14 protein-coding genes are annotated in these 20,724 nt (G+C 45.7%); 3 read left to right on the top strand and 11 right to left on the bottom strand.

From position 1 onward, the window contains the following. Positions 1–16: 16 nt before the first annotated feature. From M1L62_RS16220 to M1L62_RS16205, 4 genes are all read right to left on the bottom strand, one after another. Positions 17–2,779, bottom strand: a complete 2,763-nt coding sequence (locus M1L62_RS16220; protein WP_374760305.1) for a M14 family metallopeptidase — start codon at positions 2,777–2,779, stop codon at positions 17–19. Positions 2,780–2,973: 194 nt separating this feature from the next. Next, entirely contained in the window at positions 2,974–5,160 is a 2,187-nt protein-coding gene (locus M1L62_RS16215; protein ID WP_254560652.1) for a penicillin acylase family protein, read from the bottom strand. 312 nt (positions 5,161–5,472) lie between these two features. After that, entirely contained in the window at positions 5,473–6,267 is a 795-nt protein-coding gene (locus M1L62_RS16210) for an SDR family NAD(P)-dependent oxidoreductase (RefSeq protein WP_254560651.1), read from the bottom strand. 71 nt (positions 6,268–6,338) lie between these two features. After that, on the bottom strand, positions 6,339–6,920 hold the full coding sequence (locus tag M1L62_RS16205) for a TetR/AcrR family transcriptional regulator (RefSeq protein WP_254560650.1): 582 nt from the start codon (positions 6,918–6,920) through the stop codon (positions 6,339–6,341). A gap of 249 nt (positions 6,921–7,169) precedes the next feature. On the opposite strand from M1L62_RS16205, the gene M1L62_RS16200 reads away from it, so the two are divergent. Continuing rightward, positions 7,170–8,309 carry an META domain-containing protein gene (locus M1L62_RS16200; protein ID WP_254560649.1) on the top strand — a complete coding sequence of 380 codons (1,140 nt, stop codon included), beginning with the start codon at positions 7,170–7,172 and terminating at the stop codon, positions 8,307–8,309. A 79-nt stretch (positions 8,310–8,388) separates the two neighbouring features. Here M1L62_RS16200 and M1L62_RS16195 read toward each other — a convergent pair whose 3' ends face one another. From M1L62_RS16195 to M1L62_RS16170, 6 genes are all read right to left on the bottom strand, one after another. After that, the gene (locus M1L62_RS16195) at positions 8,389–10,149 is read right to left on the bottom strand and encodes a flavin monoamine oxidase family protein (protein WP_254560648.1); all 1,761 of its coding nucleotides are present in this window, start codon (positions 10,147–10,149) and stop codon (positions 8,389–8,391) included. A 19-nt stretch (positions 10,150–10,168) separates the two neighbouring features. Then, positions 10,169–11,365, bottom strand: coding sequence for an FAD-dependent oxidoreductase (locus tag M1L62_RS16190; RefSeq protein WP_254560647.1), 1,197 nt, complete (start codon positions 11,363–11,365; stop codon positions 10,169–10,171). A 126-nt stretch (positions 11,366–11,491) separates the two neighbouring features. Continuing rightward, a complete protein-coding gene (locus M1L62_RS16185) occupies positions 11,492–12,337 on the bottom strand; it encodes a heme-binding protein (protein ID WP_254560646.1) in 846 nt (281 codons plus the stop codon). A 56-nt stretch (positions 12,338–12,393) separates the two neighbouring features. Continuing rightward, positions 12,394–13,584: a ferritin-like domain-containing protein gene (locus tag M1L62_RS16180; RefSeq protein ID WP_254560645.1), complete on the bottom strand. Its 1,191-nt coding sequence runs from the start codon at positions 13,582–13,584 to the stop codon at positions 12,394–12,396. A gap of 11 nt (positions 13,585–13,595) precedes the next feature. Then, complete coding sequence (locus tag M1L62_RS16175; protein WP_254560644.1) at positions 13,596–15,464, bottom strand: GMC family oxidoreductase; 1,869 nt, start codon at positions 15,462–15,464, stop codon at positions 13,596–13,598. A 24-nt stretch (positions 15,465–15,488) separates the two neighbouring features. Then, positions 15,489–15,905 (bottom strand): hypothetical protein, encoded by a 417-nt coding sequence (locus M1L62_RS16170; RefSeq protein WP_254560643.1) that lies wholly within the window; start codon positions 15,903–15,905, stop codon positions 15,489–15,491. 614 nt (positions 15,906–16,519) lie between these two features. Between M1L62_RS16170 and M1L62_RS16165 the strand changes: the two genes are divergently transcribed. Together M1L62_RS16165 and M1L62_RS16160 are read left to right on the top strand one after the other, a co-directional pair. After that, positions 16,520–17,302: a tetratricopeptide repeat protein gene (locus tag M1L62_RS16165; RefSeq protein WP_254560642.1), complete on the top strand. Its 783-nt coding sequence runs from the start codon at positions 16,520–16,522 to the stop codon at positions 17,300–17,302. Then, positions 17,280–18,311, top strand: a complete 1,032-nt coding sequence (locus M1L62_RS16160; RefSeq protein WP_254560641.1) for a sensor histidine kinase — start codon at positions 17,280–17,282, stop codon at positions 18,309–18,311. The genes M1L62_RS16165 and M1L62_RS16160 overlap by 23 nt, the downstream gene beginning before the upstream one ends. Before the next feature lie 50 nt (positions 18,312–18,361). On the opposite strand, the gene M1L62_RS16155 is transcribed toward M1L62_RS16160, so the two are convergent. After that, complete coding sequence (locus tag M1L62_RS16155) at positions 18,362–20,671, bottom strand: sensor histidine kinase (RefSeq protein WP_254560640.1); 2,310 nt, start codon at positions 20,669–20,671, stop codon at positions 18,362–18,364. Positions 20,672–20,724 lie beyond the last annotated feature (53 nt).

Here is a 20,724-nt window from a genome sequence, read left to right as displayed (position 1 = left end):
ACCTAAAATTGAATTTTTATTTCGATGACGAATAAAGCTGGTTGAACAAAAGTTTGAATGTGCCGTAAGACTGAGCCCGAAAGGTGATCTCCGGCCCGAAAGCGATCAGTTTTCCATTACCTACTGTCGCCTCGAAAGCCGTAACGCCTCCCTGCAAATAAGCCTGTCCCCACGCCCACCCGCTGCGCAGCGGTTTATTGGTATCAAACCACATCAAAGGTTTGATCAAACCTTTGGCAACGGCATCCGCCGACAAATTGAATACAGGGCTGGCGTCAAAATAGATATCACTTTTTGAGCCCATGCCCCAGGTTGTTTTCTGGGTGGAATCCACGGCTACCTGCAAAATGCTGCCCGGCACATAATACTTTTCACCCGGCAGCGGCCTCTCGATACCCGACGATGTCATTTCCAGCAACGCATTTCTTACAGGCAATCCTATGTGATAGGCCAGGCTCGTACTGCTCCCGATGGTAAATACCGAGCCACCTTCTTCCATGAATTTCTTCAAGGATGGGACAGATTTCGCCACGATCAGGTTACCCATTTTATGATGAAATTCAGCAGGCACTTCCTCTTCTTTCGGTTCTCTCCTAGTGAAACCTTCTCCACCCGAACCGTTGGCTCCTATGCCGGGAATTGCTCTGGTTACGAATAAAATCAGATCGTATTTTTTACGGAGCTCACCGGCATCAATATCTTTTGCATAAACAAGCTGAACCGGGAAATGATATTGTTCAGCCAGCCACCGAACCCAGCCCGAAGGCATCGAGCCGCCATAATTGTCCCATAATGCTACGCGTGCCGGCGAAATCCTGTTGAGGTTCGCAGGACGTTTGCTGACTGCTTTTACCGATGAACCCAGCTCCGCCGCCGATTTTTCGAGCAAAACTTTTGACCTGGCCGATGAAGGAACAAAAAATGTCCCCTGGTCTTTCCCACTGCTTACCCTGAAAACCTCAATCCCCGCCGCCAGCAGGTCGTTGATATAAATAAAGGAGTTGTTCACTGCCGGACTCAACACATATCCCGCTGACGCATTGGGCACAACCGTTTTCACCGTCAGCAATTCGCCATAAGGGATTTTCTCAAACGGTCCGGAAAAGTCATTTAGAACCCGGTCAAACTTCACCCCCATCTGGAAGGCAAGTGTCCAGCCGGCGGCGTCATAGGGACGGATCGGCGGACCACCAGCATATTGGAAGTCATTCGGATGATCCTGCGGCTCAAACATATCGAGGATGTGCGGACGAAACGCCTGATTTGATTTTACGATGTAGGACCCTGCGGAATACTTTTTGCCGGCAACCGAGAAATCGGCAGATGCTTTTTGAACCTGAATTCCTGCCTTGATGAGCGCATTCAAAAACTTCACAGCAGTCGGAAAATCAGTCTGACCGGAAGGAATAATATACCCTCTGGCATCGCGTAATGTGGAATCCTTCAATACCAGATCGTAGAAATTAATCTTGGCCGGCGGCGCAGTTACACTGGCTGTTACCACGGGGCGGTTGGCTTTGATGGCTTCATTGATCGCGTCAATCCGTTTCGGATAAGGCGTCCAGAAATCCATATTACCGCGATCAATCGAATTTTTACCCATATGATAAATATTAAAAAGCAGGTCGTCGTAGTTACGTGCTGCATAGTCCAGTACCGAAAAGTTCAGCGACAGGGAGTAGTCGATGGACTGTTTGAAATGCCACGACTGTGGCGTCACCGGATTAGGCGTCGCACCATTGGGGATCAGTCGCTGCGGAACCAGTGGAATATCCTCAGGCGTAGGCCCGCCGATAATTTCGGTCAGCAGGCCCACCATGTTGTGAAACTGCGTCGTCGTGCGCAACCCTCCGTTATACCAAGTCGAAAATGTTGAGCCGGTTAACCGTGTAAAACCCGGCTTGTTTTCAACATTCAACCGGTTGTACATTGCAGCACCCACGGCGTCAATACCGGTAATAAGCAATGGATCAAATACATAGTTAAACGGGTCCCGGTATGGCGGCCCCGCAAGCACAGAACCTGCCGGCCCGCGCTGATGATGGTTATACATAATCTGCGGAATCCATTCGACAAAAAGCTGGCGCCCCATGTTTTGGGATTCCTTCATCTGCATCATGTAAAAATCGCGGTTATTGTCATGACCGATGTACTTCTGATACAGTCTGGGCAAAAATTCCAGTGTACGTTTTTTAGGATCTTTCTCGCGCATGTACCAGTTGCTCACCAGCTCCTGCCCATCCGGATTTGCGTGGGTCATCAGGATAATCACATTGTCCAGAATCCGCTTCGTTTCCTGGTCATTACGGGTTGCAAGTTGATAAGCCGTTTCAATCAGCTGATGGATCCCGACGGTTTCCGTGGCATGCAGTCCCCCGTCAATCCAGACTACCGCTTTGCCTTCCGACGCTAAAACTTTGGCTTGTTCCGGGGTAAGGTCTTCGGCACGACCCAGTTTCTGGGAGATTTCTTTAAACCGTGCAAGATTTTTAAGGTTTTTAGGAGAGGAAACAATCATCATGTACTGGTTCCGGCCTTCTTCGGTCAAGCCGATGCTCGTCAGCTCTACACGGTCCGAAGCTTCGGCCAGTTTCTTGAAATAGACCTCCGTTTGGGTAAAATTGGCAAGCTGATAGTCATCCCCGATAGCAAAACCAAAATGCTCTTTCGGAGACGGAACAGTCTGGCCAAAACTCACCGAAATGCCGGTAATAAATGTGATCAGGATCAGGTGAAAAGTTTTTCTTAACATGTCAGGTTTGTAAAAAGTATAACGCATATCGGGTTTAAACATAAAAGTAACCTTCCTTCATCAATTGCTGTTTTTTGCTGAAACTGTTTTTTACCCGTCGGATGGCGGAAAAAGCCATCCGACGGGAGGCTCGCTCCGTCCGACGGCGGAAAAGCCGTCGGACGGATAAAAAAACGTACTAATCACCAGGCACAAAACCCGGCTAAACCAACCCGACTGTACTACTCGCCCGGATGATAAGTTTTCTCCGCGTTCGCAAGGACGTCCTTTTTATAGAAAAATATGTCCTTGTACTGATGATTAATATACCCATCAACCTGGTCGGTAAAATGCGGCGATGCAGGATCAGCACTCGAACCGCCCGTCAGAATGGTTTTTGCTTTCAGTTCCTTTCCAAATTCTACCACTGCCACAAATGTATTACCGGTTAGCCCATAGCGACTTTTGGTTTTAGGACCCTTTTTACTGACATAAGCATTCAGCGAACCCAGATAACCCGGTGTGGCCGGCAAAGCCCAGCTTTTATTGCTGTCACTTGGCGCTTGTCCGGCAGCATTGCGCTGGTAACGATTGACCGAACCCCAGCTCACCTGCCAGGTACCAAAGTCTTTGTTAAGCTCTGTAATAACCGATTTCAGAGCATCGGTCAATTGGTGTTCTGCAAGATTTTTAGTTGAAACAGCCGCCCCATTCGTGATCGAATACCTTTCCTCCATTGTGTACGGCTTTTGAAGTTTAGCTAAATCCATCTCAATGATTTTCTCGATCCACATCACCGCCAGCGTCGTTGCAACGGAGCTCGTATCCGTTCTGAAATCCCAGTTTTCCAATGCCTCAACGGGACCAGCCAACTCTGTGTTACCCGGAGTTATTTTACCGTAAGCGGAAATCAGATCCGGAATGTATAGGGCAGCATTTGGCAAATAAGTGTCATGTGCAGCGGCCACAATATCATCCATCGTCGCATCCTGAATTTTATCCAGCACCCGCACCGCATTCATAGCCCTTGGCGTTTGTCCGTCAGGAAACATGTATTTGGGTTTCTGGCTCATCAAAGAATCATAGGGCCCTGTGGCATAAAGAACCGTGGAATTACAGTTCTGCAACCAGCCATTGGCCGGGTTAACATAATTCGGGATCTCATCCAGACTGTAAGTTCCTTTCCATTCCGTAGCATCCGTGCTGCCATCGACCGGACGCTTCCAGTCAAAAGACGGATCCTTTTGAGGAACAAAATTGCCATGCCAATAGGCAATATTACCTTTGTCATCTGCATACACCACGTTACTTCCGGTCATAGCCCTCCTGTTCATGGACGCCTTAAACTGTTCCATATTTCTTGCTTTCATCTTCTCCCAGTGCATCGCAAGCAGATCAATGCTTGCGTCGACCGTTTTTAAAGTCACCCATTTATTGTTCAGAATAGAAACTACCGGGCCATGATGCGTGTGATAGGTCATGAACTTTTTGGTCAGGATTTCATTTCCTTTTTTATAGGGAATGGTAATCTCGGTGCTGTCCACGGGCCGGAGTGTTCCGTTATATTTGTAAAAACACTTCCCATCTTTTTGCTCCACCGTTTCTGCATATAGGTCCTTGGCATCAGAAAGAGATACGGGATGCATCCAGCCAAGATTTTCATTGAACCCCTGAAACAGACTGAACTGGCCAAAGAAAGGCGCTCCGTAAGAATTTAATCCCTCTTTACTGACAAGCTGAATTTCGATACGTCCGTAAAATTCTGAATGCGGATTGATCAGCAGCATTGCATTTTTACTTTTCGTACGGGACGGCGCAATGGCCCAGCCATTGGATCCCGATGGTTCACGATACGGGTTCGATTCCTCCATGGGTGCATAGGAAGTAAATTTTGGTGCCTTTTTAGAATACAGAGCAATAAAATCCTCCTCATCAACATTGCTGCCACCCACCGCAGGTATATCATTCATGAGACACATCCATGGCTCGACACGTTTGATCAGTTTTGGCTTTTTCTCAGGATGCGAGATCATATAATAGTTGATACCGCCAGCGAAACCGACACATAACTTTTGAAGCCACGGAGGTGATTTTGAAAACGCCGCTTTCGCCTGTACGGAATCCGTGAACATTTTTGACCAAAGATCCTTGTAAACCGCCGGCTCCCCGTCGACTTCTGCCTGTCGCCCAAGCCGGCTGATCAGCGAAGCTTCCACCTTATCAAAAAACTCCTCACATTGGACATAACTTAACCCGAAGACAGCCTGCGCATCGGTTTTTGTGTAAACGTGCGGCACACCATACCGGTCTTTAACGATGGTCACCTGGCCGGCCTCCTTTTTCAATGTTTTAATTTCTTTCGGCGAGAATGTCTGTGCCGAAAGGTTGAATGACAATGCGAGTAAAGCAAGAACTGATACTTTTTTCATAGAGATTATTATTTGCCTTAATATTCCTGGCGTCACACCATTTTGATTATCCTGACCTTGTTGTATCAGGACCGGCCTTAGCTATCGCCACCGTAACACCCCGACTGATAGTAAGATAACCATAAGACAATTGTTATAAAAAACAGGGTACCTCTGTTTAAGAAGTTCTTCAAAAGTTTAAATTTATTCCTGCTATCAGTATACAAAAACACCTTACCAGCGTATAAAAAACAGAAATCCTGATTCAGAACGGGGTAGCAGCGATTCTGAATCAGGAAAAAAAAGCAAATCAGAATGATCTGCCAAACTCGGTTAAAAGATCGTATTGAGAACACCACCGTCGGCCCGCAGCGCAGAGCCGTTTGTGGCTATCGACAAAGGACTGGAAAGATACACCGCCAGGTTGGCAATCTCGGAAGGCTCGATGAACCGCTGTAATAAGGAAGTAGGGTTGATCGCCTGCATCAGATTCTGTTTTACGGCCTCAACAGGCTGGTTCTGTGCCTTTGCCACATGCTCAATCGCAAGCGCGGCACCGTCGGAATACGTAGGCCCTCCCAGAATCGTGTTCACGGTGATCTCGGTATTTCGGGTCAGCTCGGCCAAACCCCGGCTCACGGATAACATTGCGGTCTTGGTAGTTCCGTAATGGATCATATTCGCCGGGATATGCACTGCGGATTCACTGCTGATAAAAATGATGCGCCCCTGGTTTCTTTCCAGCATACCCGGCAACAAAGCGCGTGATAATCTGACGCCGCTTAACACATTCACTTCAAAAAACTTCGTCCAGTCCTCATCCTGAATCTCGCCAAATTCGCGAAGCTCAAATATTCCTACGTTATTGATTAAAATATCAATTTGCGGAAGAGCAGCCAATAATTTATCCACTTCGTTTACATCGGAAAAATCTGCGGCAATACCTGACACCGCTCCTGCCGGCACTTCTTTCTTTAACTTTTCAACAGCCTGATCTATCTTTTGCTGCGTTCGTCCGTTGATGATAACCCTGGCGCCTTCAAGCAAAAGCGACCTGGCAATGGCAAACCCAATGCCCTGTGTAGATCCGCTGACAAACGCCGTTTTTGATTTTAATTGTAAGTCCATACGACTATTTTTTTTCGATTTTTTAGTTGTTTTATTTTTGTGCTGATCACTACAAAATTGCTCAAAAAAATTTAGCTGATAATTTCGAGCTGCATTTCAATCTGTTTTCGCAGTACCTCCTCATCCGGATACATACGTCTGAGCACGTTCAAACCACTCCACAAGGTTATCAGGTATCGTCCCAGAATAACGGGATCGGTTTGGTTTTTAAGCGTGCCCTTTTGCTGAGCCCTGGTTATAATCCTGACGTAAAATTCCTCTACTTCCTTCAAAATAGTCACCGCAGCCTCTTCCATTTCCTCATCAAGGGATGCCATTTCCACAACGGTATTGACGATCAGACAACCCTGCGCATGCGTCGATACATCAGCTTTGGCTATACTCCTGAAAAAGTCTTTGATCATCTCAACCGGTGTCTCACTGTTGTTGACGGATTCTTCAAACCGTTTCAGTGCCTCCCTGCGCTGGTGAATCGTTTTCTTAAACAGCTCCTTTTTCCCGCCTTTAAAAGCATTATAAAAACTTCCGCTCCCCATGCCCATGGCTTGCAGAATATCTTCTAGTGAAGTCGCTGTGAACCCTTTTGTCCAAAACACCTTTTGCGCTTTCTCCAAAACATCCTGGTTATCATAAATCGCCGGCCTGCCTCTCATGTCCGTATCCGTTTTAAAAGTATTTTTGTAATGATCAATACAAAATTATATATTTTATTTCAAAAAACAATTCCGGCAAAAGAAGAGCACGGGATTTACCACAGAAAGCGTGGATAAAAAACGCCGTCAATCCAAAAAGAAAGCGTCGCATTTTGAATAATTCTCTGTTTGTAACGTCTTATATTGCAATAACAAACAAAGTTATTCCGATCAGGAAAAATACCGGTAATCATCAACCAGAAACGTACTATGAAAAAATTACTTCTCTTTGTCCTAAACCTCCTTATCGTCTGCTCACATGGTGCGACAGGCCAGAAACCAACGCAGCGGAACAGACAGCAGCTATCGAAACTCACCTTGCTTCCGGGGAGTTGGGAATTAAACTACATTTCCGGGCCGAGGATTGCCTTTGACGGATTGTATCCTAAAAACAAGCCGACGCTGATCCTGAACGCATCTCTTTCCGAGTTCAACGGCAATAGCAGCTGTAACGGTTACGGGGGAAAAGTCACGGTAAAAGGCAGCAAAATCACTTTTGGTGATGCCATTGCGACCATGATGGCCTGTGAAGGCAACGGCGAACAGGTTTATTTTAAAACGCTGAAACAGGTTACATCCTATAATATCAGTCCGGATGGTAATACGTTAAACCTCCTGAGTAAGGATATTGCTGTGATGCGTTTCGCCAGAAAAAATAAGGACGAATCAGACGGGCACAACAGCGCTCAGTCGCTGGACTGGCCTGGGACCTACCGTGGAATCACGCCGTGTGCAGATTGTGAAGGGATCGAAACAACCGTTTCTCTTGAAAAAAATCGTACGTTTCAGATTCAGCGCAAATACCTCGGCAAAAAAAGTAAGCCCTTCCAATCCAAAGGGAATTTTACCTGGCGCAAGGACGGAAACTCGATTCTCCTGAAAGAAGCCGGTAACAGCACGACGATTTTTCGTGTCGGTGAGGATCATCTGGTGCAGCTCGATCAGCAGGGAAATACGATCACAGGATCGAATGCGGATAAATATATTCTGACGCGGCAATCACCGGAGATTACGGAAAAGTACTGGAAGCTGATTGATATCGGGGGCAAACCACTGGAAAAAAATGATAACCGAGAGCCGCATATTATCCTCAAAGCCCGTGGAGGGCGGTTTAACGGGCACGGTGGCTGCAATGTGCTCAACGGGCAATATGAATTACAGTCCGGCAACCGCATTTCATTTTCTAAAATTGTCAGCACGGAAATGGCCTGCCAGCATACGGTCAACGAACAGCAATTGATCAAAGTCCTGCAAACCGCCACGCGTTACACGCTAAAAGGTGAAACTTTACTACTGAGCTCATCACGTAATATTCCCCTTGCCAAGTTTGAAGTGGTATACCTTAAATAATAAGCGGGCCAACTAAAAAGAGCAGACCTTGTGAACAAAACCACAAGGTCTGCTCTTTTGCACAACAACTCCGGCAAGTCTACCAACCCATGTAATAACCCTTGCTTAGCCAAACGGGACGTTTCATGCCAAAATGTTCCTGTAACATTTTTTCCGCCTCACAGAATGCACCCTCTACCCAACCCTGCTGGTCCGAATAAGCTTCGCCACAGATATGGATCCGCTCGTTAGCATCCGGTTTTCGCATGTAGGGCATCACATCTTTTACTGAAATTCCGGCCTTCCAGGCGTGGTATCCGGCACCATAGGGGTCGTCCGTCCAGTCTCTGAAATAGGTGACGTAAGGATCAGGAATGGCAACCATTTTTCCATGGACTTCACGGAGCTGCGACATTACTTCATCCACCATCAGCTGCGTTGCCTGCACATGATCCAGCTCCTTCAACTCATTAAGCGAAGCCGATTTGGCAGCTTTCACCTTAAACAACACCTTATCATCCGAAAGCGCCTTCCAGAATGTTTCTGTTTCCATATCCCCGTAACTGCCGAGCAACATCGAATTATCCGTCACCGGGTCCGTACCGAAATAATAACATTGCCGAATCGGAAGATCCGTTATCGAATGCCCTGAATCCAGGCCCAGTTGTTTCCACCAGGGATGTTTGAAACCCATCAGAATCTTGAAAGCAGGCTCCATAATTACGGAACGGATATTTTTATCGAGGACCGTGTTTTCATTTACATTAAAGAAGAAATTGTCCTGATCAAGAAGTTCAAGCGACTTGCGCGGCATCGCCAGGATAATGGTATTTGTATAAGCTTTCCACTGTTTGTTGGTTTTCAGGTTCAGGAAAGTGAGCTCATATTTATGCCCCTTTTCCTTATGGTCCCTGCTGAAAGTAAGCAGTTTGTTTTCCGACCAAATGCAGGCACCTTCATGCCCCATGTACTGATTAGCCAACGCATAAGCGATGCTGTCGTAACCTTCCTCGATCGTTTTGTAAGTAATGTTTTCAGAGAAATCCCCAACCATATAGGGAAATGCCTCGGCTGCGTTCCAGTTGATGGTGTTGGAATAGTACCCGCCTGCATTGGCCAGAAACAAATATCCTTCCTGGGAAACCTGGTCTTTGATCAGGTTCCAGAAGCCCAGGTCGTTGACCTTGCGTCCGTCATAGGGAGAACCCTTGAAATGATAAGTCAGCTTGGGTTTTACCTGGTCCCAGTCGCGGCTCGTGAGCATAAAACTAAAATCATACTGCGAAGGTCCCTTCGAAACTTTATCCGAATAATTTCCGACAAACCAGGGGTCAGCCATTAATACCTCATAAATTATTTTGTTAAACAGCTGATCGGAACTGAAACCGTGATCGTCTTCATTGAGGTAATACCGGGTTTCCAGCTTTTCACCGTAACGCTGGGCAATATTCCAGGCATCCTGTTTGAAATGCTGTTTCCGTAAGTAGAACAACAGTTCGGCCGGATTTCCCATGGGAAAATCTACCGGCGTCATTTTGTCTTTAAGCACAGGCGTGCGCTTGCTGAGATCTTTTTCCGAGGTGGGATAACCCTCAATCAGCGTGGTCACAATTTCCTGGGAAGTCAGGTAACGCATACCGCCAAGTTCGCCCCAAAAGTTCATTCCTGGCATAATGACTGATTCCAGCCTGCCGCCAAGCCTGTCGCTCATGTCAAATATCTGAACCTGATCAGCGGCATATTTTTTATGTTCTGTCAGCCGGTAAGCGCTGTAAAGGCCGGAAGTCCCTGCGCCTATGATGGCTACCTCTATTTTCAATCCGGGCGCCATGCCGCTGTTAAGTGGTGTGTTCTTATTCATCGTGTGGTTATCGTTGGATTTAAATTGCTTTGAAAAAATTATAGCCCAGTTTGAACGGTGTAATATCGAATTCCGAATGTCCGTCGAGCGACAGATCGGTTAATATTTTACCTAAAAACGGTGTAAACTTCGCAGCCCAGCCTGTCGCATAAACCACGATGTTTTTGTGATTGGGCACATAAGGCGGTGCAAAATCGATCAGCAGCTCTTTGTTGGCAATCTTGCTGAGGGCGATCAGACAGGTGGAAGTAAAATGCGGAACCGGATCCAGTCCGGTCATATGGTTTTTTATCCATTCCGAAGTATAGGCAAGCTCCTGCGGATTAGGAACCAACGTTCGCTGGTCCGGGTCAGATAAGGGATCAATCACAAAATCCGGTGCGACCCGGATATACTCAGGGTGGTCCCAGACCACTCCCGGAAAACCATAAAACTGGTTTCCATTTTCTCCGATGGCGTTCTGAAAAACAAACCAGGTGGGATATTGAATGGAAGGATCAGTCTTTTTGAAATAAGCGGACGACATATTCCAGTAAGTCGCCTCGATTCTAAAATTTAACAGGTTGATGACATTGTCGATGTACGGCCCCGGAACAAGGATCAGTTTCTCGGTTACAAACGTCCCTCTTGGCGTCATCACCTCAAACAATTTGCCGACCTGTTTGATATCGGTGACAGGAGATTCTTCCTTCAAAGTGATGTGGGCACTTTTTTCTGCCGCTTCGTATAAAGTTTCTATCGTGGCCTTAAAATCAATACTGGCACCATCAGCCTGAAAAAGCCCGGTATAGGTATCCGGTAAGTTCTTAAAATGATATTTCGCCTCGATCTCTTTCGAGGTCAGTGTGGTATAAGGGACATTCAGGGCTTTAAGCGCCTGTTCTGCTTCGGCGATATTGCCCTCCGTTGAATGGACAGCCGGATCACCAAACCAGAGCGTCCCGACTTTATCCAGCAATTTTCTGGGCGTCTGATTTTGCAATTCATCCCAGAAAGGCTGTGCATCCAGCGCCATTTGTACCATGTATTCCTCGGGGTAAGGAATGCGATATTGCCGGGAGACACCCGCCGAACTGCCCAGCTGATTTTTGAATTTAAACTGTTCAAGCACGAGTGTTTTGCAGCTTCTCTTGTTGAGATGATAAGCGGTGGCCAGCCCGATGGCACCTCCGCCGATGACGATCACATCAAAGTGCTTGCCTGTTTCTTTTGTCATAGTTCAAGATGTTTGAGGGGGAAGACTGTAAATATTTAAATCAATTAAAGGTCCCGTAACTGATCATTCATTTGATCGTTTAACTTTTGGTAAAATGCAGCCGGAAAGCATTCCGGCTGCACCTCATTACTGTTTAACCATGGTGTTGATATTCACGTGAGGCCACTGTATCAGTTTGGACGGATCATGAAACTGAGGAATAAACTCGATCATGGAGGTTTGCGAGTATTGTAATTGCAGGAACGTGCCGCCGGTTGTCGGATTCTGTACCGTTTCTATCCAGAATATGGCTTCAAAACTGGTTGTATTGGCGTTCTTCGTGATAAAGGGGATATTGGAAATACCTCCCTGATTTGCTGTACTGACCGAGATATTAGTAGATGAAATAATGGTTTGTCCGCTTATTGCATCAAGCAGTGTCGCATTAGGGTTGATCTTGTTAAAACCTTGCATCGGCACAAGATAAGGGTCAGTATAACCGAAGGGCATTTGTCCCGGGCCGGTGATTGGCAGCGTGCTTATCGGCTGAATGGGTGGCGGACCGGCCGTTACGGATGAGCCTCCCAAGGCCAGCAGCGAGTCACCGTGCGGAACGGATGCCTGGCGAGCGATACTGAAATCGCTTGGACAATTCGGCAGTAACAACCAGGTGCCATTTTCCGCATGAAGTAAACTTCCGTCAACATTGCTGTGAACACTCAGGCTGTATAACAAAGTCGGCACCTGCTGAATAATGTCCGTTCCGCGGTTGGGTGTCGGCGTACTCAGCGGCGTGATCGTAAGCGTTTCTGTATAGGGCTGTACCAATAGCAAAAAGCCTCCTTTTTGGTTCGGAACGGCTACCAGATTCCAACCTTTATTTCCTACCCAGGTTCCGATAAGGTCCGTTAAAGGGCCGAACATTGATGTAGTTTCTGAAACTTCGCCGCCAAGCCTTAGTGTTTGCGCGATATTACTTGATACTTTTAACATAGGGATTAAGTTTACGGTGATAATTGTATAAAATTGATTAGGGTAATTCGGATTTATTATGGTTCGTATTCGAAGGTGGGGCCAGCCATCATGCCGGAATCTCCCAGGGGAATGTTCATCAGTTCAGTAGCCAGATATTTCAGTTTATACATCAGGGCTATTCCTTTCATCAGCTGTTCCGGCTCTCCATTGCAGGCTTTGTGAATCTGGTCAAGCAGCTGGGTATACGACTGGTTAAATTCCTTTGCTTTTGTCAGTAAATCGGGCTGATCTTTATAATCCTCCACTTTCGGATTGGCTTTCATGTTATGAACGGCAATCCAGTCAACGACGATCGGGTCGCCAGTCGGGCCGCTTTTCGGCGTATCATCTTCGGCATACATGCGTTCCATCAACAGCTCGTTGAACCGGAAATAGTGCGCATACTCCGTGGTCTGACCGAATAATTTCGCATCAGAATCGTCAATTGTATCATCTATTCCTTCGCCCTGCCCTACAATTTCTTCGATTGCTTCCCGCGCATTTTCTATGCTGTATACCGGTACGATCATCCCACCACTGCCGTAATAATGCTCCTGAGTAACCTGCCTCTTATGGACTTCCGGATCATCGATAAAAATCCCGCCCGGCGTATTTTCATTTACATATTCAATTCCCAGCATAATGGCCTGATAAAACTGCCCGATGGTTTGGAAACCAGGATCTTCAAACAACAAATCGGCCGCCTGTTCGGGATCAAATTTCGGAAGCGGTGGTGACGGCTTTTCAATTTTCAGAAAAACGTCAATGCTTTCTTTGGAGAACTTTTCAAGACCGACGATGAAAGACTTATCACTTCCGGGAAGATAGCCGGGATACGTCGGGACAAATTCTTTTTGATTGATTACCGGCTTTCCCCCAATGGCGTTAAGAATATTGGCCGCCAATATCATGTGCAGCATTTCTTCAACAACCACACTGCGGATAATCGTCGAAGCGACCGTATTGGTACCTTCCTTAATGGAGTAAAGCGCGCAAAGATAAGGCGGTATGGTGGAGTGTTCCAGCTCAACAGCCGTTTGCAGGTTACGTTTCAGGTCGTCCAGTGTTTTGATTAAAGGCTGTGGTAACTGTGCTTTTTCCGCTCCCTCCACAGCAAACAATCGGGCGGGCGAAACAGCGGGCAACGGCTTAATCAGTTTTTGCCTTTTCGGATTACCCGGCTGCGTTGTCGATCCGGTATATATTTTGTTTAGTAAATCGCTCATGGGTGAAGATCTTAAAGTTGTTTGAGGATATTTTCGGCCACGTTGAACGCCAGGGCCGTCATGGTCAGGGTGGGATTTGAGGTACCCAGCGTAGGCATATTTCCGCAACCTGCCAAAAACAGATTGTCGTGATCCCAGCAACGCTGATCTTTATCTACAACCGAATCGTCTTTGGTAAAACCCATCCGGTGTGTCCCCACGATATGCCCGGCTCCCCGAAAGGTATAGCCCTGGCCTTTGTAAACCACATAATCCGGGTCAGTCACGGGATTGTAAACCGTATGGTCTTCAATGTCATTGGCCTCAAAAATCTGATCAGAAACAATCTTCGCAGCCTCAAACGATTTCAACATATAATCGCTTACGCTGTAATGAATGACCGGCTTATAATTTCCAAGCGCATCTTTGTAAGCGGGATCAATGGTCACTCGGTTTTCCGGTTCGGGACTTTGCTCGACCTCAAAATGCAGCAGTACCTGACGGGTCACGACCTCATTGATATGATCACGCAAAGCCTTGCCAAACAGGCCGTTGGCGATGGCCGCACTAACATCCGAACCCGGCGAAAATACAGGCCAGCTCCACCCCCAGTTATCGATCGGTGATATCCAGGCCGCATGTTCTTTTCTGAATTCTCCATCGCGGAAAGTTGGGATATTGGTTGTGGAACCCGGGCCGCGGTAAGGATAAACCTTTTCCTTTGACAACCCCCAGGTTAACATCACGAGGTGGTCCATTAGATTACGCCCCACCTGATCGCTGGTATTGGCGGCGTCTGATGCCAGCAAAATCTTGGCATTTTCAATAGCACTCGCAGCCAGGACATAAATCGTGCCTTTTGCCGTCAGGTTGGTATGCTCCGGTTCCCCTGGATTTTCATACCGTTTGTATTCTATGCCTTCGACGCGTTTGTTTTTTTTGTCGATGATGATCCTTGACACCACCGAGCGCGTTGATACTTCAAGATTCTCTTTGTTAGCCTTTTTCAGCGTTTTCAGAGCATTATATTTGGCTTGTACCGGGCAGATGGGCACGCAGCTTGCATTGCCCTCGCAACGTTCACCGGTGTAATTATCCCAAAGAGACGGGATGTTGTTATACTGATCAGCCTTCGCTAACCGGAGTTTCTTTTTCGTTTTATCCCAGATTATTTTGCTGTAAGCATAACGGGTATTAGGTACAGAATTGCGGCCTTGTGGAGTACTGATGCAGCTCAGCTGATACGTTTTATCGTTCACGGTTACTTTAAGCCGGTCGGTTTTCTTTGAAATCAGCCCGTCCATATAACTCTGCGGAATTTTCCTCATCGGATATACATAATCTTCTCCAAAGAAATCGGGACCAATACCCGGGTAATGCTGATCCTGCACATTCCCCGACACTCCTATTTCCAGCTCGGCCATCTCGTAAAAAGGTTTGAGATGCTCATAACTGATCGGCCAATCCACGTTTTGATCATACACCGACTTCATTCTGAAATCGTTGGGAAGCATCCGCAGCGTAGTACCCAGCCAGTGCATCGTGGTTCCGCCCGGCCCGCGCATACAGTCGCTCGCGAAAGGCAGCGGTCCTTTTTGGACCAGATAACCCGGAGGTGGTACCTGTCCCGGTTGCAGTTTCTGAATTTGAAGTACATCAATCGACGGCGCATCTTTCAAATCCGGATAGGGTGAATTCGGGACCTTTGCAGGAGCATTGTAGAAAGTCCGGATATAATCCTGATATACATTGTAAGCCGCTTCCCCTTCCAGAGCGATACCGGCCTGTAAACCAGCTTCCAGTATCAGCACTTTCTTGCCGGCGTTGGTTAATGTTTTGGCAATTACGGAGCCCGATATACCCGAACCCACAATCACCACATCATAATGTTTTGATTCCATTTTTCTCAGGTTTTTAGGTGATGATTACAAAGGAGGCATACTCCAGGAGCCAAATCCAGGCTGTTTTGCACCGGGCGGATGAGTCTGCGCGGCATCCCAGACAAGTCCCTGCACATAGGCCTGGCCGTCTATCACATCATTTCCCCAATTGCCTGTATACCACATCGTAATGATTGATCCGGCCAGGCCGTTATACGATGAAGGTTGCATGAGTCTGGAAGTTATCGCCTGATTAATTTTTTCAGGTTCATTGCGATTTTCAAGTAAAATTTTTTCTACTTCCTCAAAGAAGTAAGCAAAGTTCGCCTGGCCGGTATTAGCCTGCAAGGCATGATAATAGGTATCAAACATACCGGTTGCATAAAGCTCCGCGTTGTTGAAACCCGTAAGAAGCACTGATATTTCAAGGAATAAATTTTTAGGGTCTACTTCTGGTTTCATGTTTACAAATCCTGCTTTTCAGCCGTCTGACCTGATTCACACCGATATAAAAAACTTACAATTAATCACTTACCTACTTTTCTTATTAAAAAAAAGAAGCAAAAAATTGCCGTGCATCACATCATAAATGGCTCACAGGTTGGCTAAAGGGATAATTCCCGATTACGTTCAAGTTCATGGAAGGTATGATATCAACAGGTTTTCCCCGGCGATTTTTTCATCGCCAAGACGTACGTGTAGCATAGGAGGGCATGTTAATCAGTTAATATTTAAAGAACGTTGAGTTTTATTTATGTCATATTTATTTGTAGTTTATGTAAAATAATTATTACACAATATTAGTATAAACTTAAAAAATATTCCAATAATATAATTACTACCAGCTATTGAATTTATTTAACGGTAAAAATTGATAAACTTGACAAATGCCATACAGTGCGATTCCAGCCCGCTTAACCTGTCAGTGTGGTAACGGAACGCATAAATATATACGCACCTGGTAACTAATTCTAAAATTGTGTGCCTTCTGCTGATCCTTTTCTTGCTTTTGAATACGAATTTTATAATATTTATTCGAGTGCATTTTATACCATAAGCGAAATAAATTCGATTCGATGAGGGCTGGTCTATGCTGTATTCTCTTGCTGGGGTTATTTGTCCTGCCGGTTTTTGGCCAGGTTGAAAAAATACGCACACTCAAACAAAGCCTTTCTTCAATCAAAGACAGTACGCAATACGTTGACGCAGTCAACAGAATATCACTGCTTTTTTATGAGCAAAATGCAGACAGCACGCTCTACTATGCATTGCGTGCGCGCGAAATCGCTTTCAGGCTGGAATATGCCCGGGGACTGGCCGATGCTACCAATAACATGGGCATTGTATTTGATATCAAAGGCAACATTCAGCTTGCTTTACGTTATTACAATGATGCCTATAACCAGTACACGGCGCTGAATGATTCTTCCAATATCGTTCAAACACTGATGAATATCGGCAGTGTTTATAGTGTCAGCGGTAAGGATCAAAAAGCATTGGTCAACTTTGATAAGGCACTGTCACTTGGAAACCTGATTGCCCATGACTCGATAACAGCGATCGTTATCTATAATTATGTATTGATTTACCCCCAGAAATTTACGGAAAAACAAAAATCTGCCTACATCGAAAGGGCTGATAAAATTTCCGAAAAATATCATGACCTACGCTTAAAACTGGCGGTTCAACAGCTCAGAGCTAATAATCTGATTGAAAACAAGAAAAAGAAACAGGGCGTAGAATTGCTGGAACAAACCCTGACAAGTGCTCGACCCCGAAAAGGGTGTAACGTTTTTCAGGCAGGCGCTTCGCATTGCAGAGCAAAAAAGCTACCGCATGTACGCCCAACAAATTTGTAAAAGACTTTATGAAATTTATCAGGACCGGGGGGACAATGCAACCGCTTTTATTTACAGTAAAAAACTTTTGAAACTGTATGAACAACAAACCGAAATCGACCGGGTTTCGGGTATCGATTACATTGAATATGCGGTAAAAGACCAGCAGCTGGTTTCTCAGAAAGTGGAGGCAGAGTACAGTCAACGGCTTCTTTGGCTGGCTGTCGCGGTTTCTGTTCTTACCCTGCTCAGCATTATTTTCTTGTGGAGAAACTGGAAACTGACCCGAAAAACCAACGAAGTGCTGACAATGCAATTTCGTCAGCTCGAATCCACCACCGAAGATCTTGAAAAAAGCAACAATAACTTCGCCAGACTTATCAAAATGGTGGCGCACGATCTGCGCAATCCTATTGGCGCTATTCATTCACTGAGCACGCTCCTTCAGGATGATGAGCTGACCTCGGGCGAACGCGGTGAATTTGTCCAGCTTATTTATGAGTCAAGCAATAGCTGTCTGACATTGATCAGTGATCTGCTTCAGACCGATTTTAATTTCCATGAATCAGAATTAAATAAAGAACCGATTGATCTGCCCGCCTTTCTTCTGCAAACTGTCGTTTTGCTGACCTTCAAGGCTAATGAAAAAAAACAACAGCTTGTTTTACAAGAATCAACACCAAAAACCATCACAGCAGACCGCGACAAACTTTTGCGGGTACTTAATAACCTGATCGTAAATGCGATCAAATTCAGTCCGTGCGGAGAAACAATTGAAGTAAATGCGAAGCAGGAAAAGGCGGGAATTATCATTTCTGTGAAAGACAATGGCTTGGGCATCCCAAAAGATCACGCTGAAAAACTATTTGATCCCTTTACGCCATCCAAAAGAAAAGGAACAGCCGGAGAGCAGCCTTTCGGACTGGGGCTGTACATTTCCAGGCAAATTGTAGAGGCACATCACGGCCGGCTCTGGTTCGAAAGTGAAGAAGGAAAGGGGACAATCTTTTTTGTATTTTTGCCGGAATAACCTTCCTGAATTTTCGATAATCCCCCGCCTACATCCGTTTTTAAGCCAAATCAGCCCTCCTGAAAACCGCGGACCAGCACCGGCTCTTTATCCATATTAAAAACAACCCGGATCAAAACTCCGTTTTCGCTCTGAACCACGAGCTTTTCACCAATCTGCCGGGCAAGGCCATCCATAAGTTTCGCTCCCATTGAATCATTCTTATGAAAATCAAATCCCTGAGGAAAGCCAATACCGTTATCCTTCACCTGTAATCTTATCAAAGAATCACTGAGCAGCTCCATACATACCGAAATCAGACCAGGCTCCTCTCCCGGGAACGCATATTTGATCGCGTTCGTAATGGCTTCGTTCAGTATCAGCCCTACGGGAATGGCCTGCGAGATCACAAGATCTATGCTGTTTACATCAATTTCAAACGACAGGTTTTCTTTCCTGTTAAGACTTTCATCCAAATATTTGATCAGCTCGGTGATATAAGTCTGCATATTCACCACCGTTACATTCTCCGACTGATATAACTTTTCATGGATCAGCGACATCGCCTGCATCCTGTGCCTGCTTTCCCCGATCGCTTCGATCGCCTGTTTGTTATCGAGATAACGTGACTGGGTATTAAGCAGACTAATCACAATTTGCAGGTTATTTTTGACCCTGTGATGGATTTCTTTCACCAGCCATTCCTTCTCCACGATCAGTTTGTTCTGTTTTATCAAAACTTCCCTAAGCCTGAGATTTTGTTCATTGATCTCTTTCTGCTGTGCCTGAAGCCTGGTATTATCTTTTTGTTTGATTCGATAGCCCAGATAAGCAAAACAAAGCATCATCAGCGCCGAAAAGCCGATAATGTTTCTGGTGGTATTGGCCTTCTTCAGGTTAACTTCCTGCAACTGCCCTTTCGTTGTCAGCATCAGGATATTCTTTTGTTTTACCTGAAGTTCCTTATCCTTCTTTTCCGTTTCATATTTAAATTGCAGCTCCCCGATCTGATTGCTCTTCGTAATGTTGAACAACGAATCGTCCAGTTTTTTATGCTGTTCAAAATGCCTGATGGCCGACACGTATTTGGCCGAAGCAGAGTCGACCCTGAATTGCATCAAATGAATTTTACTGAGTGTGATCGGTCTCACCCTTCCGGCAGGTATTTCAAGTATCTTATTGTAATAAAATCCAGCCTTTTCGAAACGGTTGGTCAGGACATAAAAATCCCCCATGATCTGAAAATAATGGATATAATCCAGTAACATTTCCTCAGGCTGCGCGTAGGGAATCTGACTGGCCAGATTTAGCTTATACAACCGCATCATTTCGAGATAATGTTTTTCGGCAATCCGGTATTGTTTGAGTGCAACATAACAATTGGCAAAACCTTCCTGAAGATCAACTTTATGAGATCGATACAACGGCGGCACTTCCTGACTTGCTTTGATCAAAAATTTCAGACCTTCTTGCGGTCGTTCGTCTTTTATAAAATCGTAAATGATCAGACTTAAATAGCCATAATAATCATAAAAAACCTTTCTTTCCTTTAAAATATCAAGTGCTCTTATACTCCACACAAGGCTTTCCTTAAACATTTTAAGATCGGCATAAACGAGGGCCAGCTTTTGATAACTATAATCGATCCCCTCCGTTTTACCAACCGCTTCCATACTTTTTATTATTTCAAGCCGGTAGTACAGTTCCTTATGCAGGTCTATTTGCGCCCGGCTGAGTTTTGCGAAGGAATCATAAACCTCATAAAGATTTTTATTGCCCAGTTTTTGATACTGCGCCAGCACAATGTTCAGCTCCGATTTCGCCAGCTCCAATTTCCTCTCCTTAATGTGGCTCTCCGCCATACCTTTTAGCATCGCCACTGACTGAGCCTTATACCCGAGACTGTCATAAAGCGTCCGGGCGTGTTCAAGCGCCCGAATTTTATCGGGAAGGTTAACATTTGTCCCATCCGGTATTTTTTTCGCCATCCGATCCCAGGTCTTTGCTTCGCTAAGCCGGTCATGCTCATTTTGGTAATCCCTGATAATCCCGAAATAAGCCGCTTTCCCCTTCCCCACTTCTCCCCGCACAAAGTAGTAATCTGCAAATTCCAGCATACATCTTCTATACCATCCAGGATTGCGTATCAGCTTGCTCAGACGAATCGCTTCAACATAATAATCTCTGGCGCTATCCAGTTCTCTATCCGTTGACTCCGGCCTGGACACAAAATAACCAGCCTTTCCCAAAAGCCCGCTGATATGGTTTTCATCAGACAGTCTTTTCTGTCGGATACCAGCGAACGCGGAAACTCCGTCCGATAAATAAACTGTAATCGCCATAAGCAACAACAGGCTTCGCAATTTAAAAGAGGAGGACATGATCAGGTCAATAGGTTACAGGTTTATTGAAAGTACCCCAATAATCTTATAAA

The sequence above is a fragment of the Dyadobacter diqingensis genome (genome assembly GCF_024220585.1).
Taxonomy (GTDB): Bacteria; Bacteroidota; Bacteroidia; order Cytophagales; family Spirosomataceae; genus Dyadobacter; species Dyadobacter diqingensis.
The sequence above is the reverse complement of the archived record's forward strand: the minus strand, read 5'-3'. Positions and strand labels throughout refer to the sequence as shown.